This is a genomic window from Lacticaseibacillus boliensis (assembly GCF_054784775.1).
Genome location: NZ_BAAIHN010000025.1, coordinates 22,414 through 42,740, shown reverse-complemented (window position 1 = coordinate 42,740; position 20,327 = coordinate 22,414). Strand labels below are relative to the sequence as shown.

At 52.4% G+C, this 20,327-nt stretch carries 16 protein-coding genes; 4 read left to right on the top strand and 12 right to left on the bottom strand.

What is annotated here, in order from left to right; genetic code table 11:
- Positions 1-217: 217 nt before the first annotated feature.
- The 11 genes from rny to ACYVRB_RS10390 all read right to left on the bottom strand — a co-directional run bounded on the left by rny (position 218) and on the right by ACYVRB_RS10390 (position 16,053).
- Complete coding sequence (gene rny / locus ACYVRB_RS10440) at positions 218-1,789, bottom strand: ribonuclease Y (protein WP_461215255.1); 1,572 nt, start codon at positions 1,787-1,789, stop codon at positions 218-220.
- A 192-nt stretch (positions 1,790-1,981) separates the two neighbouring features.
- A complete protein-coding gene (locus ACYVRB_RS10435; RefSeq protein WP_461215253.1) occupies positions 1,982-3,223 on the bottom strand; it encodes a competence/damage-inducible protein A in 1,242 nt (413 codons plus the stop codon).
- Positions 3,224-3,730: 507 nt separating this feature from the next.
- A complete protein-coding gene (gene pgsA, locus ACYVRB_RS10430; RefSeq protein WP_461215252.1) occupies positions 3,731-4,300 on the bottom strand; it encodes a CDP-diacylglycerol--glycerol-3-phosphate 3-phosphatidyltransferase in 570 nt (189 codons plus the stop codon).
- 2 nt (positions 4,301-4,302) lie between these two features.
- Positions 4,303-5,253, bottom strand: coding sequence for a helix-turn-helix domain-containing protein (locus tag ACYVRB_RS10425; protein ID WP_461215250.1), 951 nt, complete (start codon positions 5,251-5,253; stop codon positions 4,303-4,305).
- Positions 5,254-5,353: 100 nt separating this feature from the next.
- Positions 5,354-6,079 (bottom strand): elongation factor P 5-aminopentanone reductase, encoded by a 726-nt coding sequence (ymfI, locus tag ACYVRB_RS10420; protein ID WP_461215249.1) that lies wholly within the window; start codon positions 6,077-6,079, stop codon positions 5,354-5,356.
- A gap of 95 nt (positions 6,080-6,174) precedes the next feature.
- On the bottom strand, positions 6,175-7,494 hold the full coding sequence (gene yfmH, locus ACYVRB_RS10415) for an EF-P 5-aminopentanol modification-associated protein YfmH (RefSeq protein ID WP_461215247.1): 1,320 nt from the start codon (positions 7,492-7,494) through the stop codon (positions 6,175-6,177).
- 1 nt (position 7,495) lies between these two features.
- Positions 7,496-8,749 (bottom strand): EF-P 5-aminopentanol modification-associated protein YfmF, encoded by a 1,254-nt coding sequence (yfmF, locus tag ACYVRB_RS10410; protein ID WP_461215246.1) that lies wholly within the window; start codon positions 8,747-8,749, stop codon positions 7,496-7,498.
- Positions 8,750-8,782: 33 nt separating this feature from the next.
- Positions 8,783-11,065 (bottom strand): DNA translocase FtsK, encoded by a 2,283-nt coding sequence (locus ACYVRB_RS10405; RefSeq protein WP_461215244.1) that lies wholly within the window; start codon positions 11,063-11,065, stop codon positions 8,783-8,785.
- 745 nt (positions 11,066-11,810) lie between these two features.
- Positions 11,811-13,868, bottom strand: a complete 2,058-nt coding sequence (locus ACYVRB_RS10400) for a DNA topoisomerase 3 (protein WP_461215243.1) — start codon at positions 13,866-13,868, stop codon at positions 11,811-11,813.
- A 53-nt stretch (positions 13,869-13,921) separates the two neighbouring features.
- Complete coding sequence (trmL, locus tag ACYVRB_RS10395) at positions 13,922-14,431, bottom strand: tRNA (uridine(34)/cytosine(34)/5-carboxymethylaminomethyluridine(34)-2'-O)-methyltransferase TrmL (protein WP_461215241.1); 510 nt, start codon at positions 14,429-14,431, stop codon at positions 13,922-13,924.
- A gap of 782 nt (positions 14,432-15,213) precedes the next feature.
- Entirely contained in the window at positions 15,214-16,053 is an 840-nt protein-coding gene (locus ACYVRB_RS10390; RefSeq protein WP_461215240.1) for a methyltransferase domain-containing protein, read from the bottom strand.
- 78 nt (positions 16,054-16,131) lie between these two features.
- On the opposite strand from ACYVRB_RS10390, the gene ACYVRB_RS10385 reads away from it, so the two are divergent.
- The 3 genes from ACYVRB_RS10385 (at position 16,132) to rpsN (ending at position 18,716) form a co-directional block, all read left to right on the top strand.
- The gene (locus tag ACYVRB_RS10385; protein ID WP_461215239.1) at positions 16,132-17,079 is read left to right on the top strand and encodes a magnesium transporter CorA family protein; all 948 of its coding nucleotides are present in this window, start codon (positions 16,132-16,134) and stop codon (positions 17,077-17,079) included.
- 246 nt (positions 17,080-17,325) lie between these two features.
- On the top strand, positions 17,326-18,303 hold the full coding sequence (locus tag ACYVRB_RS10380) for a GMP reductase (protein WP_461215238.1): 978 nt from the start codon (positions 17,326-17,328) through the stop codon (positions 18,301-18,303).
- A 143-nt stretch (positions 18,304-18,446) separates the two neighbouring features.
- Positions 18,447-18,716, top strand: a complete 270-nt coding sequence (gene rpsN / locus ACYVRB_RS10375) for a 30S ribosomal protein S14 (protein ID WP_461215236.1) — start codon at positions 18,447-18,449, stop codon at positions 18,714-18,716.
- Between the two features lie 41 nt (positions 18,717-18,757).
- Here rpsN and ACYVRB_RS10370 read toward each other — a convergent pair whose 3' ends face one another.
- A complete protein-coding gene (locus ACYVRB_RS10370) occupies positions 18,758-19,129 on the bottom strand; it encodes a PTS glucitol/sorbitol transporter subunit IIA (protein ID WP_461215234.1) in 372 nt (123 codons plus the stop codon).
- A 106-nt stretch (positions 19,130-19,235) separates the two neighbouring features.
- Here ACYVRB_RS10370 and ACYVRB_RS10365 point away from each other — a divergent pair, with 106 nt between their 5' ends.
- On the top strand, positions 19,236-20,270 hold the full coding sequence (locus ACYVRB_RS10365) for a lactonase family protein (protein ID WP_461215232.1): 1,035 nt from the start codon (positions 19,236-19,238) through the stop codon (positions 20,268-20,270).
- Positions 20,271-20,327: the final 57 nt, after the last annotated feature.

The window sequence follows — 20,327 nt, the reverse complement described above, 5'->3', positions numbered from 1 at the left end:
TTCGCAATCAAACCAATTTCTTCAATCGCATCTACCAATTAACTGCCTAAAATAACAAAAAGCCTCCTATCATGGAGACTTTCCTAAAAGATAAATTTATTCTTCAACACCAGTTGACGCAGAGCCATAAATTTATTCTTCAACACCAGTTGACGCAGAGCCAATAAAAACCGCCCAACATTTGTTGAATGGTAATATTTTGTTGTTATAAGCCAGGTTACTTCGCGTATTCGACAGTTCGCTTCTCGCGAATCACCGTCACCTTGATGTGGCCTGGGTACTCAAGTTCCTTTTCGATCTCGTTGCGGATGTCCCGCGCCAAGACAACAGACTGCTCGTCGGTCATCTTGTCGGGTTGGACGATCACACGCACCTCGCGGCCGGCTTGGATCGCAAAACTGTGATCGACGCCTTTGTGCGCGTTGGCGATGCTTTCCAGCTTCTCCAATCGGTGCAGGTAGTTCTCCAAGGATTCTGAACGGGCACCAGGACGGGCAGCAGAAATTGCATCTGCTGCGGCAACCAGCACCGCGATAACACTCGTTGCCGGTACGTCACCATGGTGAGAGGCGATCGTATTGATAACCGTCTGTGGTTCTTTGTACTTCGTCGCCAGTTCGACGCCGATTTCGACATGAGAACCGTCGACTTCATGGTCGATGGCCTTGCCGATGTCATGCAACAATCCTGCGCGTTTCGCCAGGGTCACGTCTTCGCCTAGCTCGGCCGCCATCACGCCGGCGAGTTTCGCCACTTGGATAGAATGGTCGAGCACGTTTTGCCCATAAGAAGTCCTGAAATGTAGGCGCCCTAAGACCTTGATGAGGTCCGGGTGCATATTGTGGATGCCAATATCAAAGATCGCTTGTTCACCGATTTCGCGGATCCGATCATCCATTTCCTTGCGTGCTTTATCGACCATTTCTTCGATGCGCGCTGGGTGGATGCGGCCGTCTTGAATCAGCTTCTCTAACGCCATGCGCGCAATTTCGCGTCTGATCGGGTCAAACCCGGACAGCACGACGGCTTCTGGCGTATCGTCGATGATCAAGTCGATGCCTGTTAGCGTTTCCAAAGTACGAATGTTCCGGCCTTCACGACCAATGATCCGGCCTTTCATGTCATCATTAGGCAGATTGACCACGGTCACGGTCGTTTCTGCGACGACATCCGAAGCCGAGCGCTGGATCGCCTGGGCGATCAGTACCTTCGCCTGCTTATCCGCAGTTTCCTTGGCTTCGACTTCACTTTCTTTGATCAGCTTTGCCCGCTCATGGGCAAGCTCAGCTTTGGTTTCAGTTAAAATCTGTTCGCGAGCCTGACTCTTCGTCAGTTCCGCAATCTTCTCTAATGTGGCTTGTTGTTCAGCAATGACCGCAGTAATGCTGGCTTCTTTATCATCCAGCTGTTGCTGCTTGAGATTAAGATTGGCATCGCGATCCGCCAGGCTTTGTTCTTTACGATCAAGCGTATCATCGCGATGATCCAGAGTTGCTTCACGAGTGACATTACGACTCTCGGCTTTTTGCACTTCACTGCGGCGTTCTTGCAGCTCTTGTTCCACTTGGGTGCGATAGCGATGGGCTTCGTCCTTCGCTTCAATCAAGGTCTCTTTTTTCAGTGTTGCTGCTTCTTTGTTGGCGGCCTCAATAATTCCCGCGGCACTATCATGTGCCTGATCCAAGCTGTGCTGATGCTTGTTCTTCTGGATAATCATACCAATCAATAATCCGACCGCTACAGCGATGATCGCGACGAGGATTATTGAGACCAGTGTTCCTGAGCTCATCTGTTCACCTCCGCATCATCATAGCGTTTGTTCAATGGATTCGTTGAACGGTTACTGATGCTATTATTATTAGTTATTTGACACTATTCGATTGTAGCGAATCGACCAGTTTAAGTCAACTTGACAGATTCTCACCATACCTTCAAAAAAGCGGCTGCATCCGTAGTCAGCCGCTTCATTGAAAATTTTGTCCTATTGTTGTAAGGCCCGATAAACCGTAAAGAGACCAGCCTTCACCGCCCGGCCGCGCACATCAGCGCGCGCACCTGGCAGATGATACAATGTCGCCTGTGGCGCCTGCCCGCGACGCGCCAATCCGATCCATACGGTGCCGGCTTCGATGCCCTCATCTGGTCCTGGCCCTGCCACGCCGGTGAAGCTGACCGCCATATCGGCCTCCGCTCGTTCCAAGGCGCCCTGTGCCATCGCTTTGGCAGTGGCTTCACTGACGGCTCCGTCGGTGTCGATCTGCGCTTCGTCTAGATGCAGAAACTGTGCTTTTGTGTGGTTGCTGTAAGTCACGAAGCCGCCTTTGAACCAAGCCGAGACGCCAGGAACATCGCCTAGTGCCGACTGAAAAGCACCGGCGGTCAGGCTTTCTGCCGCCGTCAGTGTGCACTGTCTCTCCGCCAATGCAACCACAGCAACCTTGGCCAACGAGTTGTCGTCACCATAGCCGTAAAAATACTGCCCAACGCGCGACTGAACTTCTTTTTCCATCGGTGCGATCAACGCAAACGCTGCCGCTTCTGTCGTGGCTTTGGCAGTGATCCGCAACGTCACTTCCCAATCTTTAATGTAAGTCGCAATCGTCGGATTGGTTTGGTTGTCGATCAAGTCTTGTAGCTTGGTCACCAGCGCCGACTCTCCGATTCCGAAAAATCGTAAGACGCGGCTCGCCAACACCGCACCACCACCGAGGATCTTGGTGAGCGCAGGCACCAGCTGGTCGAGCACCATGGGTTTGAACTCCTTAGGTGGCCCTGGCAACAACACATAGCGGTGCGCAGGCGTCTGCATAAAAGCCCCAACAGCCAGTCCCACACGGTTAGTCAGCGGTGTCGCCCCTTGTGGCAGTTGTGCTTGGACCCAGTTGTTGGCCGTCATCGTGTGATGCTGTTGTTTCGCATAAGCCGCCAGTTTAGCGTGTGCAGGCTCGTCTGTCGCCAGTGGCACGCCCAGGTGCTTAGCCAAAATCTGCTTAGAGATGTCGTCTGCCGTCGGGCCAAGCCCTCCGATCAACACAATCAAGTCCGCGCGTGAGTCCGCCAATGCGATCGCGGCTTCCAGCCGCTCAGGATTGTCACCGACGACTTGCTGATTCAGACTATCGATTCCAAGATCAGCAAACTGCTTTGCCAGAAACGTCGCATTCGAGTTGACGATCTGCCCTAACAAAATCTCCGTGCCTACTGCAATAATTTCTGCTTGCATCGCGCTACCATCCTTATTCTATATTCATATTCATTAACAACAAACTTCGTCATCACTGTCCGGCAGCGTAAGTGTGTAGTTGGCTGTAGACCAATCACAACTAATATCGCTGGTCGCTATTCTATTTCTCTAGTCTTGGAAACCACAGCTTTGAATTTTTAGGACGCAAATGTAAGGACAGGGTGCGCGGAAGACAGATATGGCTCAGGCGCGACATTGTTGTAGGTGGCTTGCCACCTACAACAACGGCGTCGAGGGAGATCCACTCGTAGCGCAGCGGAGAGTTAGCTCCCGAGCGCCGCGCACCGTTCCAGCCATATCTGTCTGGAGTGCACCCCGTCCGGACCTATACCACTATCCCCAACACATACCAATGAAGACTTACGCTGCCGGACAGCAATCATAAGCGCTAACTATGATCTGTATCAGGATCATTTTACCACGACGCGCATACGGCAAGGACACAAAAACGGCGCCTCTTCGTTAGAAGAAGCGCCGTGGCTTTGGTTAGAAACTATCTGAAAATACGCTACGGTTCTTGTAGAAGTATTCGCAACCTGAGTAAACCGTGAAGAAGACAGCGATATAAAACAAGATCAGGTCGATGCGTAAACCGATACCGAAGTTGTTGAACATCAAGAAGATGATGGCAAACATCTGCGCATTGGTCTTGATCTTCCCAGGCCAAGCCGCCGCCAGCACTTCGCCAGAGCCAGCAAGTAGCAGGCGTAAGCCGGTTACCGCTAATTCACGCCACAAGATGATTGCAACGCCCCAAGCGGGCACGCTACCGCGTACGGCTAAGAAGATGAACGCAGTCATCACTAACAGTTTGTCTGCCAAAGGATCCGCAAACTTCCCGAAGTTGGTCACTAAGTGATTACTCCGGGCGATCTGCCCATCAGCAAAGTCCGTCAGACATGCCACGATGAAGATGATCACCCCGATGAACCAACTGGTTGCCACTGGCTCGCCAAAGACGCTAACATCTCCGGCCGGCCAATTGAATACTAACAACAACGTGAAGATTGGAATCAAAACGATTCGCATCAACGTTAGTTTATTTGGTAAATTCACCCTTAATTACCCGCACTTTCTGTTGTGAAATTGATTGTCCGGACGATGCTCGTGCCTTTGCTGATATCGACATTGGTCTTGTTCAGCTTGATTGTCGTCGCAGTCGCGTTACCAGACTTCACAGAGAATCTAGTGGTTCCTGCTGGCAAGGTCACAGTGTGATTAGCACCAGCAGTCAAGGTCCCTTGCCAAGTCGTTGCGTTATTGATGATGACGCTGACCCAGGCCGTTTTGGTTGTTGCCGCTAGGGTCACAGTGTTGGCCGTCGTTGGCCAATTCTTCACTGTAACAGCTTGTGTTGAGTTGCTATCAGCGGCGACGTTGACACTTAACTTCTTAGAGGACTGCTTGGTCGCCTTCTTAGAACTAGACGAGGCTTTGCTTGAAGAAGACTCTTTCACGCTTGAAGACGTGGCTTTGCTTGAAGAATCAGACTTCTTGCTTGCAGTACTCGATGATGACTTTTTGCTCGAAGACTTCTTGGTATTAGATTCACTGGATACCGTAACGGAGCTAGAGTCGTTAGGAATCGCCGGCTTAGAGTTTTGACTGTTGTGGATCGTCACGCCGTAGACAATAGCAAAAATAACCAGCACGATCCCAACTAAGATGATCTGAGGCATGTACCGCCGCACCTTATTAGCCGGTGTTGCGCCGTCTGCCCGTGACTTGCGAGACTGATTTTCAACCGACTGTTCCACATATTCCTGCGGTTGCGTATCCGGGATATCTTGTTGGAACTGCGTCAACAACGCATCGCTGTCGAGGCCGACGGTATCCGCGAATTGTTTGATGAACGCGCGCACATAAAAATCGCCTGGTAGCGCATCAAAGTTGCCTTCTTCGATCGCAATCAGATAGCGTTTTTGAATCTTGGTGATCTGTTGCAGATCATCAAGCGTATAGCCCTTTTCAATCCGGGCCGTGCGCAGTTTTTGCCCAATTTCATCCATTTGTTTTCTTCACCCGCTAAATATTTAATGTCTGTTTTCAGTATAGCATGAAAACAAGTTGTCATGAATTAAGAAATTGTTGAGGTCTAGCGCGAAAGCGCTATTGTAACCACCCACCGGTGACATAAAGGGTCTGTCCGGTCAGATAGGCCGCCTCTGGTTGTAACAAGGTCGCCACATAGTAGCTGACGTCTTGCGGCTGAGCAAATCTTGCCGCTGGAATCTCAGATTGCACCTCAGCTAACGTGTCTTCATCAAACATCTGATTCATTTTCGTCGCCACCGCCCCTGGCGCGACCACGTTCACGGTGATGCCAAGACTGGCGACTTCTTTGGCATATGCATGCGCAAACGCCGATTGCCCGCCTTTGACAGTCGAGTAAGCGACTTCCATCGCGGAGCCGGCACCGCCATAAACCGAGCCGATGAACACGACGCGGCCATGGTGGCTTTGCGCAAGCTTGTCTTGCAGACGCGTCAACAACGCCATCGGTGTCAGCAGGTGCACGCGCATCAGCGCTGTCAATTCCGCCACCGTCGTGTCTTTAAAGAGGTGATAATATGTCTGCCCGGCGGCAAACACTACCGCATTGAGACTGAAAAGTTGCCCGCACAAATCGTCGAGGTGGGTCGCATCTAGCAGATCATATTGCACAGGGATAAAGTCTTGGTGCGGATACGCTGCACTCAATTCATTCACAAGCGTTGTCACAGGATCAACGTGGGCGTTGTAATGCAGATACAGCGACCAACCAGACGCAGCCAAACGTCGCGCGATGGCACCACCAATATCACCAGACGCACCAATAATTAAGGCTGCTTGCATTGCTTTCCTCCTCATGTGCGATACGGCCCTTCACTCTGAACATCCCCGTCAAGCTTAGCGCAATGCGAGTACGGCTAGCGACGCTACCCGACTCGCTAAGACTGCGCCACTTCGTTCTGGGGTTCTTGGGTTGGGTAGATTACCACGCTGGCGACTGCTTCTGGAACGAACAACATCTTGGCTACTTCACGGACGTCTTCTAACGTCAACTGTTGTAGCAAGTGGCCGTAATCAAAGAGGTTAACCGCCCCAAAGCTCTGGGAACTCGAAGCGTTGGCGATACCAGAAAGTGAATTCAACGACATGTAGTACTTACCTAATGCGGCGTGTTGTAGCCGCGCAAAACGTTCTTGTGTCAGTAGCGGCTGGTCAGCACCGCGGGCGATAACCCCCTGGACCGCTTCGATAAAGGCGCTCGGGTCCTGGACATCCCCGCCCAGAGAAACAAAGTTGAAGGTCCGCTGTGCTTCATAGCTATAATCGAACGAATCATCAACTAAGCCTTTGTCGTACCATTCTTGATACAACGGTGACGAATCGCTGAACAAGGCTTCTAACAGCACCCGTGCCGCGATCTGGAACCGGACACCGGCTTCGGACTCATCCACTGCCGTCAATCCCTTGATACCGACCATCGCCTTGGGCCGGATAACCGGCAGGCTCAGCTCGCGGTGTGCCAACAAATCCTTGGCGTCATAATCGCCTGTAACGCCTCGCTGGATCGGTGTCGCCGGGGCAAAGGTCTTGGCCGCTTGGTTAGCCGTGATGACATCGATCACCGCTTGGGGATCGCAATTGCCGACCACCGTCAGCGTCATGTTGCTGGGTTGATAGAAGCGCGCATGCGCTCGGTACAGCATCTCAGCCGTGATCGTATCGATGGAATCAATGCTACCAGTCACGTCAACAGAAGCCGGATGGTGCGGATACAGCGACCCCAATAACCCAAGATACAGCCGCCAACTAGGATCATCTTGATACATCTGGATTTCTTGGCCGATGATGCCCTTTTCTTTATTAACGGTCTGCGCGGTGAAATAAGGGTCTTGAACAAAGTCTAACAGCGTCTCGATGTTTTCTGCAACTTTGGTGCTCGTCGAAAAAAGGTAAGCCGTGCGTGTTGTGCTGGTGTACGCGTTGGCATTAGCGCCATTGGCACCGAACAAGTCGAATGCATCGTGATCAGCTTTTTCAAACATCTTGTGTTCCAAAAAATGTGCGATGCCGGCAGGATCTTGAACAAACGTCTTGGCGTCCAGCGGTACGTAACGGGTGTCGATGCTGCCGTAATTCGTGGCAAACAGCGCATAGGTCTCGTGATAATCACGCTTTGGCACGATCAAGACCTTCAGGCCATTAGCCAACGTCTGGGTGTAGAGCGTTTCACCAATTTTTTCATATTCATGTGCTTGCATGCTACTCCCCCTCACGCAGGCAATAGCTGGCCTGCAACTTAAACGTCGCCGCGGCTGCCATCACTTGTTCTTTCGTAACCGCCTGGATGCCTTGAACAAAGGTGTCCAAATCCGCAGGCTGGCTCGGCAACAACGCCTGCAAAAGCGCTTGACGGGCGATGAACTGCGGGGCATCAAAGGCCGTCGCGCGATTAGAAATCAGGCCGTCTTTGACGACTTGAAGCAGTGCATCGCTAAAGTCCCCGGCTTGCACCTGTTGTAACTGCACGGCGATCAGGTCGCTGACCCGCTGTTGATTTTCAGCATCGATGCCGGTTTGCACTGTTACCAAATGCCGCACAGCATCAAGTGAGCTCGACGCATAATACGCCAAGCTAGCTTTTTCGCGAACGTTCATGAACAGCTTCGACTGTGGCGATCCACCAAACAACTCGTTGGCAACGAGTGCGGCGTAATGCTTTGGCCCATAATAGTCGACATCGACGTGATAACCAAGGTTCAGCTTGGCCTGCATCACTGGTGCGAACTCGTCGAGATGACGGACATCACTCAGTGCGACATCCATCACCAACGGCACCGTCAAGCCATGTCGCGGGGCGAAGTCAAACCGTTTGGCAAGGGCCAATACCGCATCAGCGTCGACATTGCCTGCCACCACGATTTCGATCTGGTCGCTGGACAGCATGTGCCGGTAGGTCGCTACCAAATGCTTAGGTGTCACCTTCATCAAGGTCTCCGGTGTCCCGAACGATGGCATCGCCTGGGCGGTATCTGCTTCAAAATATAGCTTTTGTAGACCAAGACTGGCCTGCGTTTGTCGGTCTTCGTTGAGGCTCTCCAGATAATCGTTGAGATTGTGTTGTTCACGCTGATAAACAGCATCATCAAACTTGCCTTTGTTCATCAACGGCGCCTGCAATACTGCCCGCAACAACGCAAAGCCCTGCGTCAACAGGTCTTCTTGAGCAAATTGGTCGTTCAGCAGGTTTAGCGTCGCCGTCACCCGGTGCAACTGACCTTCCTTGCCAACGCCGATGCCAAAACTTGCGCCAAACATTGCCTCCAGCTGCGCAGATAACTCAGCCTGTGTCGGGTAGGCGGCACAAGCTGTCTCCAAGACACTGGTCAGTAGCGTGCGTGCAGACACATCAGCGTGAGCCAGTGGCGCCAGAAAATGCACCGCGACCCGCGTCGTTTTGAACTTTGTCGTCTTCACGACTGATAAATTGACGCCTTGCGTTAATTGCACTCGCATAAAAATCTCCTTCATAAAATATCAGGGCAGTGGTTACTCGTCGCTATCTTGTGGCGGTTGCACAAACACCTTCCGCGGCTTTGACCCAAGACTAGGGCCGACAATGCCATTACGTTCCAGATCATCGATCAACCGCGCAGCGCGATTGTAGCCGATTCTAAACCGGCGCTGCAACAGGCTTGTCGAAGCGCCTTGTTGGGCGATGACGAACGCCTTGACCTCATCATAAAGCTCATCGTCAGAGTCACCTGATCCGGCTTCCTCATCAGCATCGACCGGTGCCATGTCATCGACATATTCTGGTGCAACTTGATCGGTGATTGCCGACACAACGGCCTCGACATCGACACTTGGGATAAATGCCCCTTGGATCCGCATTGGACTGGAAGCGTCGATTGGCTTATACAACATGTCACCCCGCCCGAGTAGCTTCTCGGCCCCGTTCGCATCGAGAATCGTCCGCGAGTCCACGCCGCTGGAAACTGCAAACGCGATCCGTGACGGGATGTTGGCTTTGATCAATCCGGTGATGACATCGACAGACGGCCGCTGGGTGGCGATGATGATATGGATCCCCGCAGCACGCGCCATCTGTGCCAAACGCACGATCGCAGTTTCGACTTCGTTGCCTGCCACCATCATCAAATCAGACAACTCGTCGACGATGACCACAATAAACGGCATCCGCAAGAGCGTGTCGTCTTCAGCAGCATCAACTTTTTTGTTATATTCCCCTACGTTACGGACACCAGCAGCGGCAAACCGCTCGTAGCGTCGCTCCATTTCCTTCAGCACCTTGTTCAAGGCTGATGGCGCCTGCTTGGCTTCGGTTACCACTGGCGTCAACAGATGCGGTACCCCGTTGTACACGGATAGCTCGACTTTTTTGGGATCGATCAGCATCAAGCGCACCTGACTGGGCTTGGCTGTCATCAAAATGCTGGTGATGATCACATTGATCATCACTGACTTCCCAGAACCGGTCGCCCCGGCGATCAACAGATGGGGCATCTTAGTTAGATCCATCGTCTGGACGTGGCCGTTAACGTCTTTGCCCAGCGGGATCACCAGCGGCTTGCCGGGATGCTTAGGCGTTTGCTCAAAGACATCACGATACCCGACCGTGGCGACCTGTGAATTCGGGACCTCGATCCCGATTAACGACTTACCAGGGATCGGAGCCTCGATCCGGATATCTTTGGCAGCCAGTGCCAGCGCCAGGTCGTCGGAAAGGTTGACGATCTTGGACACTTTTACCCCAGTGGCCGGTTGAATCTCATATTGCGTGATCGACGGCCCCAAGGTCGCAGATTTCACTGAGACATCGACCCCGAAACTGTCCATGGTCTCTTTAAGTTTCACGCGATTTTGCTTGATCAAGTTATATTCATGAGACTGATCGACATCTTCAACCGGTGACAGCAACGTCACTGGTGGCATCACGTAATCTGCCGTCGCTTGACCTGCCGTATCCAACTCTGGTTCTTCCGGAATTTTCGGCTCAGGTTGCGGCTTAGCCGGTTGCTTTGGTTGCAGTTCCGGCTGTTGAGTCGCTGTTGCCGGTGCATTGATGGTGAAATCATCGTCTTTTTCCACCACCGGTGTCGGCAGATCTTTATCGACGTCGGGCTTAGCCGCTTTTTTCTTTGATTTAGAGGTTTTTGGTTTCACCTCTCGGCGGTCTTGCAATTCTGAGATACCCGCTTTGATACCTTGTAACGCATGCAAGGCGCCACGGCCGATCGCGTGAATAACCGCAAACACTTGCTCTGCAGACACCCCACAGATGATCAAGATGCCTACAACCGTCAACAAGCCAAACAAGATCTGCGTCCCAATCCCTGAAATCAGCGGAGCGAACACGCCATACAAGGCGCCTCCGACTAACCCACCGCCAACATCACTGGTTGTGGTCACCAAGGCAAAATCATTTTGCAACGTACGCCAGATTGCGAGCAGGTAATGGCTGTGTACCGCTAGCAGATTCATTGTGATGCCGGTCACGACGACCAAAATACTGATGTAAGCCAGCGCCCCACCCCATAAAAACCTTGGGCGCACGCTTGGCAATGCCCCAGCCGCTGCCAACCACGCCCCAAGCAACGTCAAAAGCAACGCTGGGAACATGAAGGTATTGCCACCAAGCAACCGGAAACAATTGGCCAAGATTGCCCCGACCAGTCCGAGCCGGAACAGCGCCAAACCGCCAAGCACCACAAAAATGACCCCCACCCAATTTAAGGTGTGATCTTGAGTTTTCTTGCCACGCCGTGCTGGTTTGCGCTTGCGGGCTGTGGTTTTGCGTCTGGTTGCCATCGCTGCCTCCTCGTCTGTCTCTAACCCGTCTATTATACACGAGCACTACCCAAAATGAAAAAAGACCAAAGACTGATTTCACCACTTTTCATCCACTTACGCTGTCCGGCAGCGTAAGTGTGTAGTTGGCTGTAGACCAATCGCGGTCGGGTGCGGGTGAAAGCGACTCCAGCAGGCTTCAATCTGTCGTGGAGAGGGTGCTCGGCGGAGCTAACTCAGCTTCGCTGAGTGGATCTCCACCTGCGCTTGGCTGTAAGCGACAAGTCGCTAACAGCAATCTCACCACGTCAGATTGACCTGCTTCCGTCACTTTCACCCACACCCTAGATTCTGCGTATCAGGATAATTTGATGTCATGGACAACTGATTTACTTCGTTGATCACAACTAATCTATTCGGAATCAAACGTGTTGTCAGCCACTAGTCCATCTCTACTCTCTTGGAAATTGCCACTTCCGGTGACACAGGACGTTAACGTCAGGGTTTGGTGTGTGGAGGCCCGAGATGGCTCAGGCGCGGCATTGTTGTTAGCGGCTTGCCGCTTACAACAAAGGCGTCGAGGAAGATCCACTCGTAGCACAGCGGAGAGTTAGCTTCCGAGCGCCTCGCACCGTTCCAGCCATCTCTAGGGCCGGAACACACCAAACCCGACCTATACCACTATCCCAAACACATCCCAAAGAAGACTGACGCTGCCGGGCTGCGAGAGCACAATAAAAGGGCGATCATGTCGCCCTTTTATTGATTAATTCTGTTTGTTCATTGCGGCTTTCAACGCTGCTGCCAGCGGACTTTCTTCCTCTGGCTCAGCGTCTTTGCTGTACTGCTTCAACAAACGTGCCTGCTCGCGCTTGTTCACGCGACCTTTCTTGCCGCCTTTGGCTGCACTCATCTGCTCGGTGTTGCCGCAGTTTTGACACTTGAAGTAGTCACCCTTGCTCCCGGTAAGCACGACCATCTTCTTATGGCAGCGACTGCAACGGTGATTGGTCAACTTAGGATCGCGATAACGGCTGTAGTGACATTCTGGGTTAGAACAGATCAGGCGGACGCCCATCTTAGTTTCCTTCTCGCGCAGTCGCGAACCACATTCCGGACACTTCTTTTGGGTCAAGTTAGGGTCCTGGTACTCGTTGGTACTGGTCTTAACTTCTAACACGAGCCGCTTGGTCTCGGCTTTGATATCAGTGATGAATTCAGTCCGCGTCGTCTGGCCTTTTTCGATGGCTTGCAGCTGTGCTTCCCAACGCGCAGTCAGATCTGGACTGACGAGATCAGGATTGACCAGCTTTAATAACGCCTGGCCTTTGCTGGTCGTCATCAAATCCCGGCCGCGCTTGGTCATCGAGCCCGCACTTTGGAGCTTGTCGATGATATCTGCACGCGTCGCTGGTGTGCCTAGGCCATACTTGTCCATTTTTCCCAAAAGCGTCGCTTCATTCAGCCGCGCCGGTGGTGTCGTCAACTTTTTCGCAATGGTCAGCTTGCCGCGCACCGTCGCGCCCACGGTCAACGTAGGCGCTGTCGATGGTGCAACGTCCTTGAATCCCGGCTCTTGCACGCTGGTGGTTTTCACCGTCACCGTCTCATCCCCAAGTCGTAGCGTATAGGTCAAAACCTCTGCGCGGTAGGCCGGTTTGAACAAACCGATAAACCGTTCTGCGATCAATCGGTAGATTTTCAGCTCGTCGGCTTCAAGTCGTGCCGGTTCCACCGCTTCTTCGGTTGGGATTAGGCCATAATGGTCGCCGACTTTGGCGTCATTATACACATATTCCGGCGCCTTGGCGTGCATTGCCAGCTGTGCTGCTTGCTTGGAATACCGACCCATCGCCGCCAGTCGCGTTTTCATCGTCGCTTTCAAATCGGAAGTGAGATAGCGCGAATCCGTCCGCGGATAGGTGACCAACTTCTCTCGTTCGTACAAGCGTTGCAAGATATTCAGCGTCTGTTTCGGAGAAAAATCATACTGTTGGTTGGCGACTTGTTGTAGCTCATTGAGGTCAAAAGGCAAAGGTGGCTGTTCAACGACTTGTTTGGCCTTGATCCCTTGGACCTTCAGCGGCTGTTTTTCTAACTTCTGGCGCATCGCTTCGGCCGCTTGCTGGGAAGCAAACTGTTTGGCCATGCTGGCGTTACCAAGCGGCGTCTGCACGCTGAGCTTGTAGTACGTCTCCGGCACAAAAGCGTTGATTTTTTGCTCTTGGTCGGCGACAAAAGCCAACGTTGGGGTCTGCACCCGGCCGGCGGAAAGTGAATCGTGATATTTCACCGTCAGTGCCCGGCTGACATTTAGGCCCACGAGCCAATCGGCTTCCGCCCGCGCCAGCGCGGCTTGATACAAATCATCAAAATCTGCTGCTGGTCGTAGTGCTTTGAAGCCGTCGCGGATCGCCGCGTCGGTTTGCGACGAGATCCACAGCCGCTGCAACGGTTTGTTGAATTTCAGATAATTGAAAATATAGCGCGCGACCAGCTCGCCTTCGCGCCCGGCATCAGTGGCAATAATGCCGCTTTCAATATCACCACGCTTGGCTAACGCCTTAACAACGGCAAGTTGCTTGCGCGTCTCCTTGAGTGGCGTGATCTCAAGCTTTTCTGGGATCATCGGTAGCGTGTTGAACGTCCACTCCGCCCATTCTTTGTGATATTGTTCCGGCATCTTCAACGTCAACAGGTGGCCTAGCGACCAGGTGACGATATAGCCGTTACCTTCATAGTAACCGTTGCGTTTTTCCGTTGCTTTCATCACCCGCGCGAGTTCTTTGCCAACGCTGGGCTTTTCTGCAAGCACTAATTTCATTGGGCATCCTTTCTAGACAAAACGTGGAGAGCTTCCTCTCCACGCATCATTGCTTATTTGAGTTTATCGTGTTCGTAAGTATGGGTGAGCTCCAAACCGGCAAACTGTTGCTGGCGCAAGGCCTCATAGATCACCAACGCGGCGCAGTTGGACAAATTAAGCGCACGGACATTTTCCGTCATCGGGATCCGGACAGCTTTTTCTGGATTATCGCGCATGAACGGCTCTGGCAAGCCGGTGGTTTCCTTGCCAAACATATAATAGTGATCGACGCTGGTGTCACTGTAGTCGACGTCAGAGTAGGTTCTGTCCGCAAACTTCGAAACCAGATACAAGTAGCGCTTGTCTGGCACCGTGGCCATGAAATCATCAAGCGAATCATGATAAACGATCTTGACGCTACTCCAATAATCCAGCCCGGCACGCTTGAGATGCTTGTCGTCGGTTTCAAACCCTAGTGGCTTGATCAAGTGCAGATAAGAATCCGTCGCCGCCGCCGTGCGAGCAATGTTGCCGGTGTTTGCAGGAATCAGTGGTTCGAATAAAACAATGTGATTTGCCATGTTGGCCTCCATAATCTTCGCTGCACTCATTCTAGCAGAAAATCCCACGACAACAAACCACACGCTTACTGTCCGGCAGCGTGAGCATTCGGTGTTGGGTAGACCAGTAAGCTGTCGGGTGCGGGCAAAAGCGACTCCAGCAGGGTCAATCTGTCGTGGAGAGGGTGCTCGGCGGAGCTAACTTCGTCTGCGACGAAGTGGATCTCCACCTGCGCTTGGCTGTAGGCGACAAGTCGCCAACAGCCATCTCACCACGTCAGATTGACCTGCTTCCGTCACTTTCGCCCACACCCTGGGTTCTGCGTATCTAGATAATTTGATGTCATGGATACCCATTTCTATTTTCTTAGAAATTGCCACTTCCGGTGACGTAGGACGCTAACGTTAGGGTTTGGTGTGTGGAGGCCCGAGATGGCTCAGGCGCGGCGTTGTTGTTAGCGGCTTGCCGCTTCCAACAAAGGCGTCGAGGAAGATCCACTCGGCGAAGCCGAGTTAGCTTCCGAGCGCCTCGCACCGTTCCAGCCATCTCTAGGGCCGGAACACACCAAACCCGACCTATACCACTATCCCAAACACATCCCAAAGAAGACTGACGCTGCCGGACAGCGACCGTAAAAAAGGCAATAAAAAAGCACCACCTCGGTGTCTAGCACGGCGAGACGGTACCTTAATCAAGTTTCCTATCGCTAACTTTAATCAATTTCCCAAAAGCAAGCCCTGATTAAAGCCAGAAATAAAAATGCTTAAGAGTAATTTAACACCCGATTGTGCAAATTGCAACACTATGGGCGAGATTTTGTCATCTGTAACAATTGAACCGCGACATGGATACTAGCCGGCGGCGTCTGTAAAAGCGCTTCCCGCTTATCTGCCGGTGCTTGCCAGCTCAGCGGCGTCATCGCCATAATATCTGCAAACTGTGCGGCATCGACGGGGAAATCATATGTGATCGAGGTCTGGGTCGCGTCGGGATACGCCGCCATGAATCGATCAAGCACCGGCTGATTGCTGTAGGTTCCTTTAGGTGTGCCGGCGTACAACCCTTGCCGCAACTCCTTCAGGTAGTCGCTGTCTGGGATAACCTTAAACAGCCGCCCGCCAGGCTTTAAGACGCGATCGAACTCTGCATAGGCGCCTGGCGAAAACAGATCGACGATCACATCGAAACTATCATCCACAAACGGCAATTTTGCCAAGTCGGCCACACAGAAAAACGCTGCGGTGTCCAGCGCACCAGCCAGTTGAATGGCCGGCGCAGAGATATCAAACCCGACTGCCGCTGCCCCAGTCTCAGCCAGCGCTGCCGTCGGCGTACCTTCACCGCAACCGACATCGAGCAGCCGCTCCGTTCCTGTCAGCGCCTGGGCAATCTGCTGGACAAAAGGGGCAAACAACCCGGCATCAAGCACCTGCCGGCGTGCAGCTAGCATCGGCGCCGTGTATTCAGTTTTCACCGGCGTGTTCAAAAAGTTTACCGTGCCTTTTTTCGCCAAGTCAAAGCGATGCTGATCGGGGCACACTAAGCTGTGGTCTTCCAAGGTCATCGCCTGATGACACACCGGACAAGCAAACAAGGGACCCTGGTTGGCGATCCAAGCAGATTTTTGATCGATTTTTTTCAAAATAAACGCTCCTGACGTGCGACTCAAGCCGATTTCGGGTACTATTAAGGCAAACATTCGTACCTAGTGGAGGCTACCATGCTCGCAATCTATAAGTTCGATGATACCGTCGGCAAGCTCAAGACGCAAACCAAAATCACGCCTGGCGTGTGGATCAACGCGGTCGACCCCACCCCGGATGAACGGGCACTGTTGATGCAAAAAGCCGCTGTGCCAGAATCTTTCCTCCTATATGGGATGGATCCCGACGAAGGTGCCCGTTACGAATACGAACCAGACGACAACGCACACCTGTTGATTTTCGACATGCCGATCGCCGGCTTGGACAAAAAACAGCGTGCAACTTATAAAACCGTGCCGCTGGCGCTGATCATCACCAAATCCGCGCTCATCACTATCGATTCGCAGTCTCAGCCGTTGCTCGCCTTGTTCGCTGAGAATCGCATCGCTGATTTTGACCCGGCCAAGCGCAACCGTGCCGCGTTGATGATGCTTTATCAAGTGACGGTTGCTTACTTGGCCTACTTACGCGACATCAACAAGGCACGTGAAGCACTGGAAAACAAACTGCAAAACAACTTGAAAAACGAAGAACTCTACGCCTTGATGGGCATTCAGCGTGGCTTAGTCTACTTCATGATGAGCATCAAAACCGATCGCAACGTCCTCGATCAGTTGCACCGCACTAATCCACTGGCATTGAACGAAGACGACATGGACCTGCTCGACGACATTATCATCGAAAATCAGCAAGGTAGCGAAATGGCACAGATCTCTAACTCCATCTTGAATGAAACCAGCGACACTTATTCATCTATCATCAACAACAACATGAACGGCGTCATGAAATTCCTGACCAGCTACTCGATCATCTTGACGATCCCGACATTGGTGTTCTCGTTTTATGGGATGAACGTCGAGTTGCCTTGGGCGAACATGCACATCTCGTGGCTGATCACGATCATCATTTCAGTTGTCATTGGCGTCTTGCTTGGCTTCCAATTCTGGCGTAAAAAGTACTTCTAATCCGAATCAGTCGTGTTTTCGGTGCGATCATCATATGATGATCGCTTTTTTATTTGACGATGATTATTCGTTAATTAATCTTAAAATTAATTATAAAAGTGGCAATCGTCGATTAATCACGAACATTGGTATAATTTGCACACTGCAGTTTGACTTTTATCCGAACATAGCCTATATTAGCTCGTGGTGATGATTTAGTCGCCGATTTTGTTAGAATGTTCGTATTTCACTGAAAGGATGACCGGCATGCAAATTTTTGACTATGAAGATATTCAACTGATCCCCAACAAGTGCATTGTGCGCTCGCGCAAAGAGGTCGACACGACTGTTGTCTTTGGCGGCCGTACCTTCAAACTGCCGGTCGTCCCGGCCAACATGCAGACCATCATCGACGAACCGCTGGCCCAGTGGCTTGCGGAAAACGATTACTTTTATGTGATGCATCGCTTCAACCCAGAACGGCGCGCGGATTTTGTCGCTGACATGCATGCCAAAGGCCTGTTCGCGTCGATTTCCGTCGGCGTCAAACCTGAAGAGTTCGCCTTCATCAAAGAGCTCGCCGGCCACCAACTCGATCCCGAATATATCACGATCGACATCGCCCACGGCCATTCTCAGATCGTCATCGACATGATCCAACACATTAAGAAATATCTCCCAGACACCTTCGTCATCGCCGGTAATGTCGGCACCCCTGAAGGCGTTCGGGAACTCGAAAACGCCGGAGCCGACGCCACCAAAGTCGGCATCGGCCCTGGTAAGGTCTGCATCACCAAACTCAAGACCGGCTTTGGCACCGGGGGCTGGCAGTTAGCGGCCTTACGCTGGTGTGCTAAAGCCGCCAGCAAGCCGATCATCACCGATGGCGGGATTCGCAACAACGGTGATATTGCCAAATCCCTGCGCTTCGGGGCAACCATGTGCATGATCGGAAGCCTTTTTGCCGGCCATTACGAAACTCCCGGCAAGAAGGTCGAAAAAGACGGCAAGATGTTCCAAGAATATTATGGCTCTGCGTCTGAATACCAAAAAGGCGCCCACCACAACGTCGAAGGCAAGAAGATCTTGCTTCCGATCAAAGGCCACATTCAAGACACCTTGACCGAGATGCAAGAAGACCTCCAATCCGCCGTTTCCTACGCCGGTGGCCGCGACCTGCCAGCATTGCGCAAGGTCGATTACGTCATCGTCAAAAACTCAATTTTTAACGGCGACCAATACTAATCCAAAACCATCTGGCCCAGTTTTTTCCGGCACAGATGGTTTTTTGTTGCCGGCATTGCATTTGACAGACAGTCATGGTAATCTAGTGTCGTTGTTACTAACGGGAAGTAAGTAAATCTAAATGATTACAAAGGAGTCTTTTGATGGCTAAGAAATCAAAAATCGCTAAAGCAAATAAAATCGCGGCGACGGTCGCCAAATACGCCGACTTGCGCGCCCAGTACAAGGCCGAAGGCAACTATGCCGCCTTGCAGACCTTACCGCGCAACGCCAGTCCTGTGCGCATGCACAACCGCGACGTGCTCGACGGCCGGCCACATGCCTACATGCGCAAATTCCACCTATCACGGTTGAACTTCCGCAAGCTCGCGCACGATGGTCAGATCCCAGGCGTTCGCAAAGCTTCATGGTAAACTACAACGAGGTCGATCTCATTTGAGATCGACCTCGTTTTTTAGTCTGCTGTGATATAGGTTAGCTGACTGCCAACAGCCAGCTTGGGTTTGACGGTTGGCGTTAAATACAAGGCGTTGGCCAGCGGTTGCGCTGGAACCGGCGCAAAAATCAGACTGACATGCCCGATTGTCTGCAAATTGGTGTTGGCAAGCTGGCCGACATACGCGATTGTGTATGTTGTCGCATCGATCATCAGCTGATCGCCTACCGCCAAAACCATCGCAGCCTGGTTTGTTGCTGAAACAAACTGCTGAACCACGGCAATATCCCGCAAAGCTACGGTCGCACTTTCGTCGAAGAGAATCACCAAGGGATCGTCGGCGACGAGCGCCTGTGACCCGATTGCAGTTACCGTTGCTGTAATCTCCATCATTGACCTCCAGAACCTGTTTTCTCTAGTTTACCATCTTTATGCGCTCAGTATCCGGTTTCAGCACGTGATATAATAAAGACAAAAACTTGGGAGGCTTTTTCTTATGAAACAAACTGTACTTTTTGGCGGGTATACCAAAAACGGTGGTGACGGCATCTACCGCGCCGCCTTCGATTCCGCTGATGGCAGCATCTCAACGCCAGAACCTTACATCACCGATCTGAAGAACCCGACCTACCTGGCAGTTTCCCAAGCAAACTTTGCTTACGCTTGTGCGGCAGGCGACGGCGTTGGCGGCGTGGCAACGATCGATCTGAACCAGCAACCTGCCAAAGTGGTCGCGACCGCCATGGCCAAAGGCGGTTCGCCTGCCCACATCAGCATCGATGAGCAACGTCAGCTGGTGTTTGCCAGCTTCTATCATGACGCTCGCGTGAACGTCTACAAGATTCAAAGCGACCACACACTGGTGGAAGCTGATCGCGCTATCCACGGTGGCAGCGGCCCGCGCCCAGAACAAGAAGCCAGCCATCCTCACTACGCCGCTCTTGCGCCTGATGACCGACTTGTCATCGTCGACCTTGGCAACGACACCTTGACGACTTATCCGCTAGCAGACAGTGGCAAGCTGGGCAAGCCGCAGACGCTACACCTGCCGGTCGGCTACGGCCCCCGCCACCTCGCCTTTTTGCCAGGAGATCCCCACCGCGCTTATCTCGTCGGTGAACTCTCCAGCCAGATTAGCGTCTTGCATTATCATGACGGCGCGTTCACCATTGGCGACACCCGCTCGACGATTCCCGCAAGCTGGACAGAACATAACGGTGCTGCCGCGATTCGCATCACCAACGACGGCAAGTTCATCTATGTCTCCAATCGCGGCTACGATTCGATCGCCGTTTTCGCCCTCAAAGACGCCGGCTTACACCTCGAGTTGATCCAACAGATCCCGGTCCAAGGCGCCTTCCCTCGCGACTTCAACTTTGACCTCACCCAAAAATATCTGCTTGTTGCCAACCAAAACACCAACAACGCGACACTATACCGTCGCGATGAAGCAACTGGCAAGCTGTCGTGGTTGTTAGCTGATATCCCCGCCCCAGAAGCGGTGAACGTCACCTTCTTACCAGCAGAATAGCCGCCAAGCGTCGGCGCCTTATCACCCAGTTTTCAACAGGGTGAGGGGCCGGCGCTA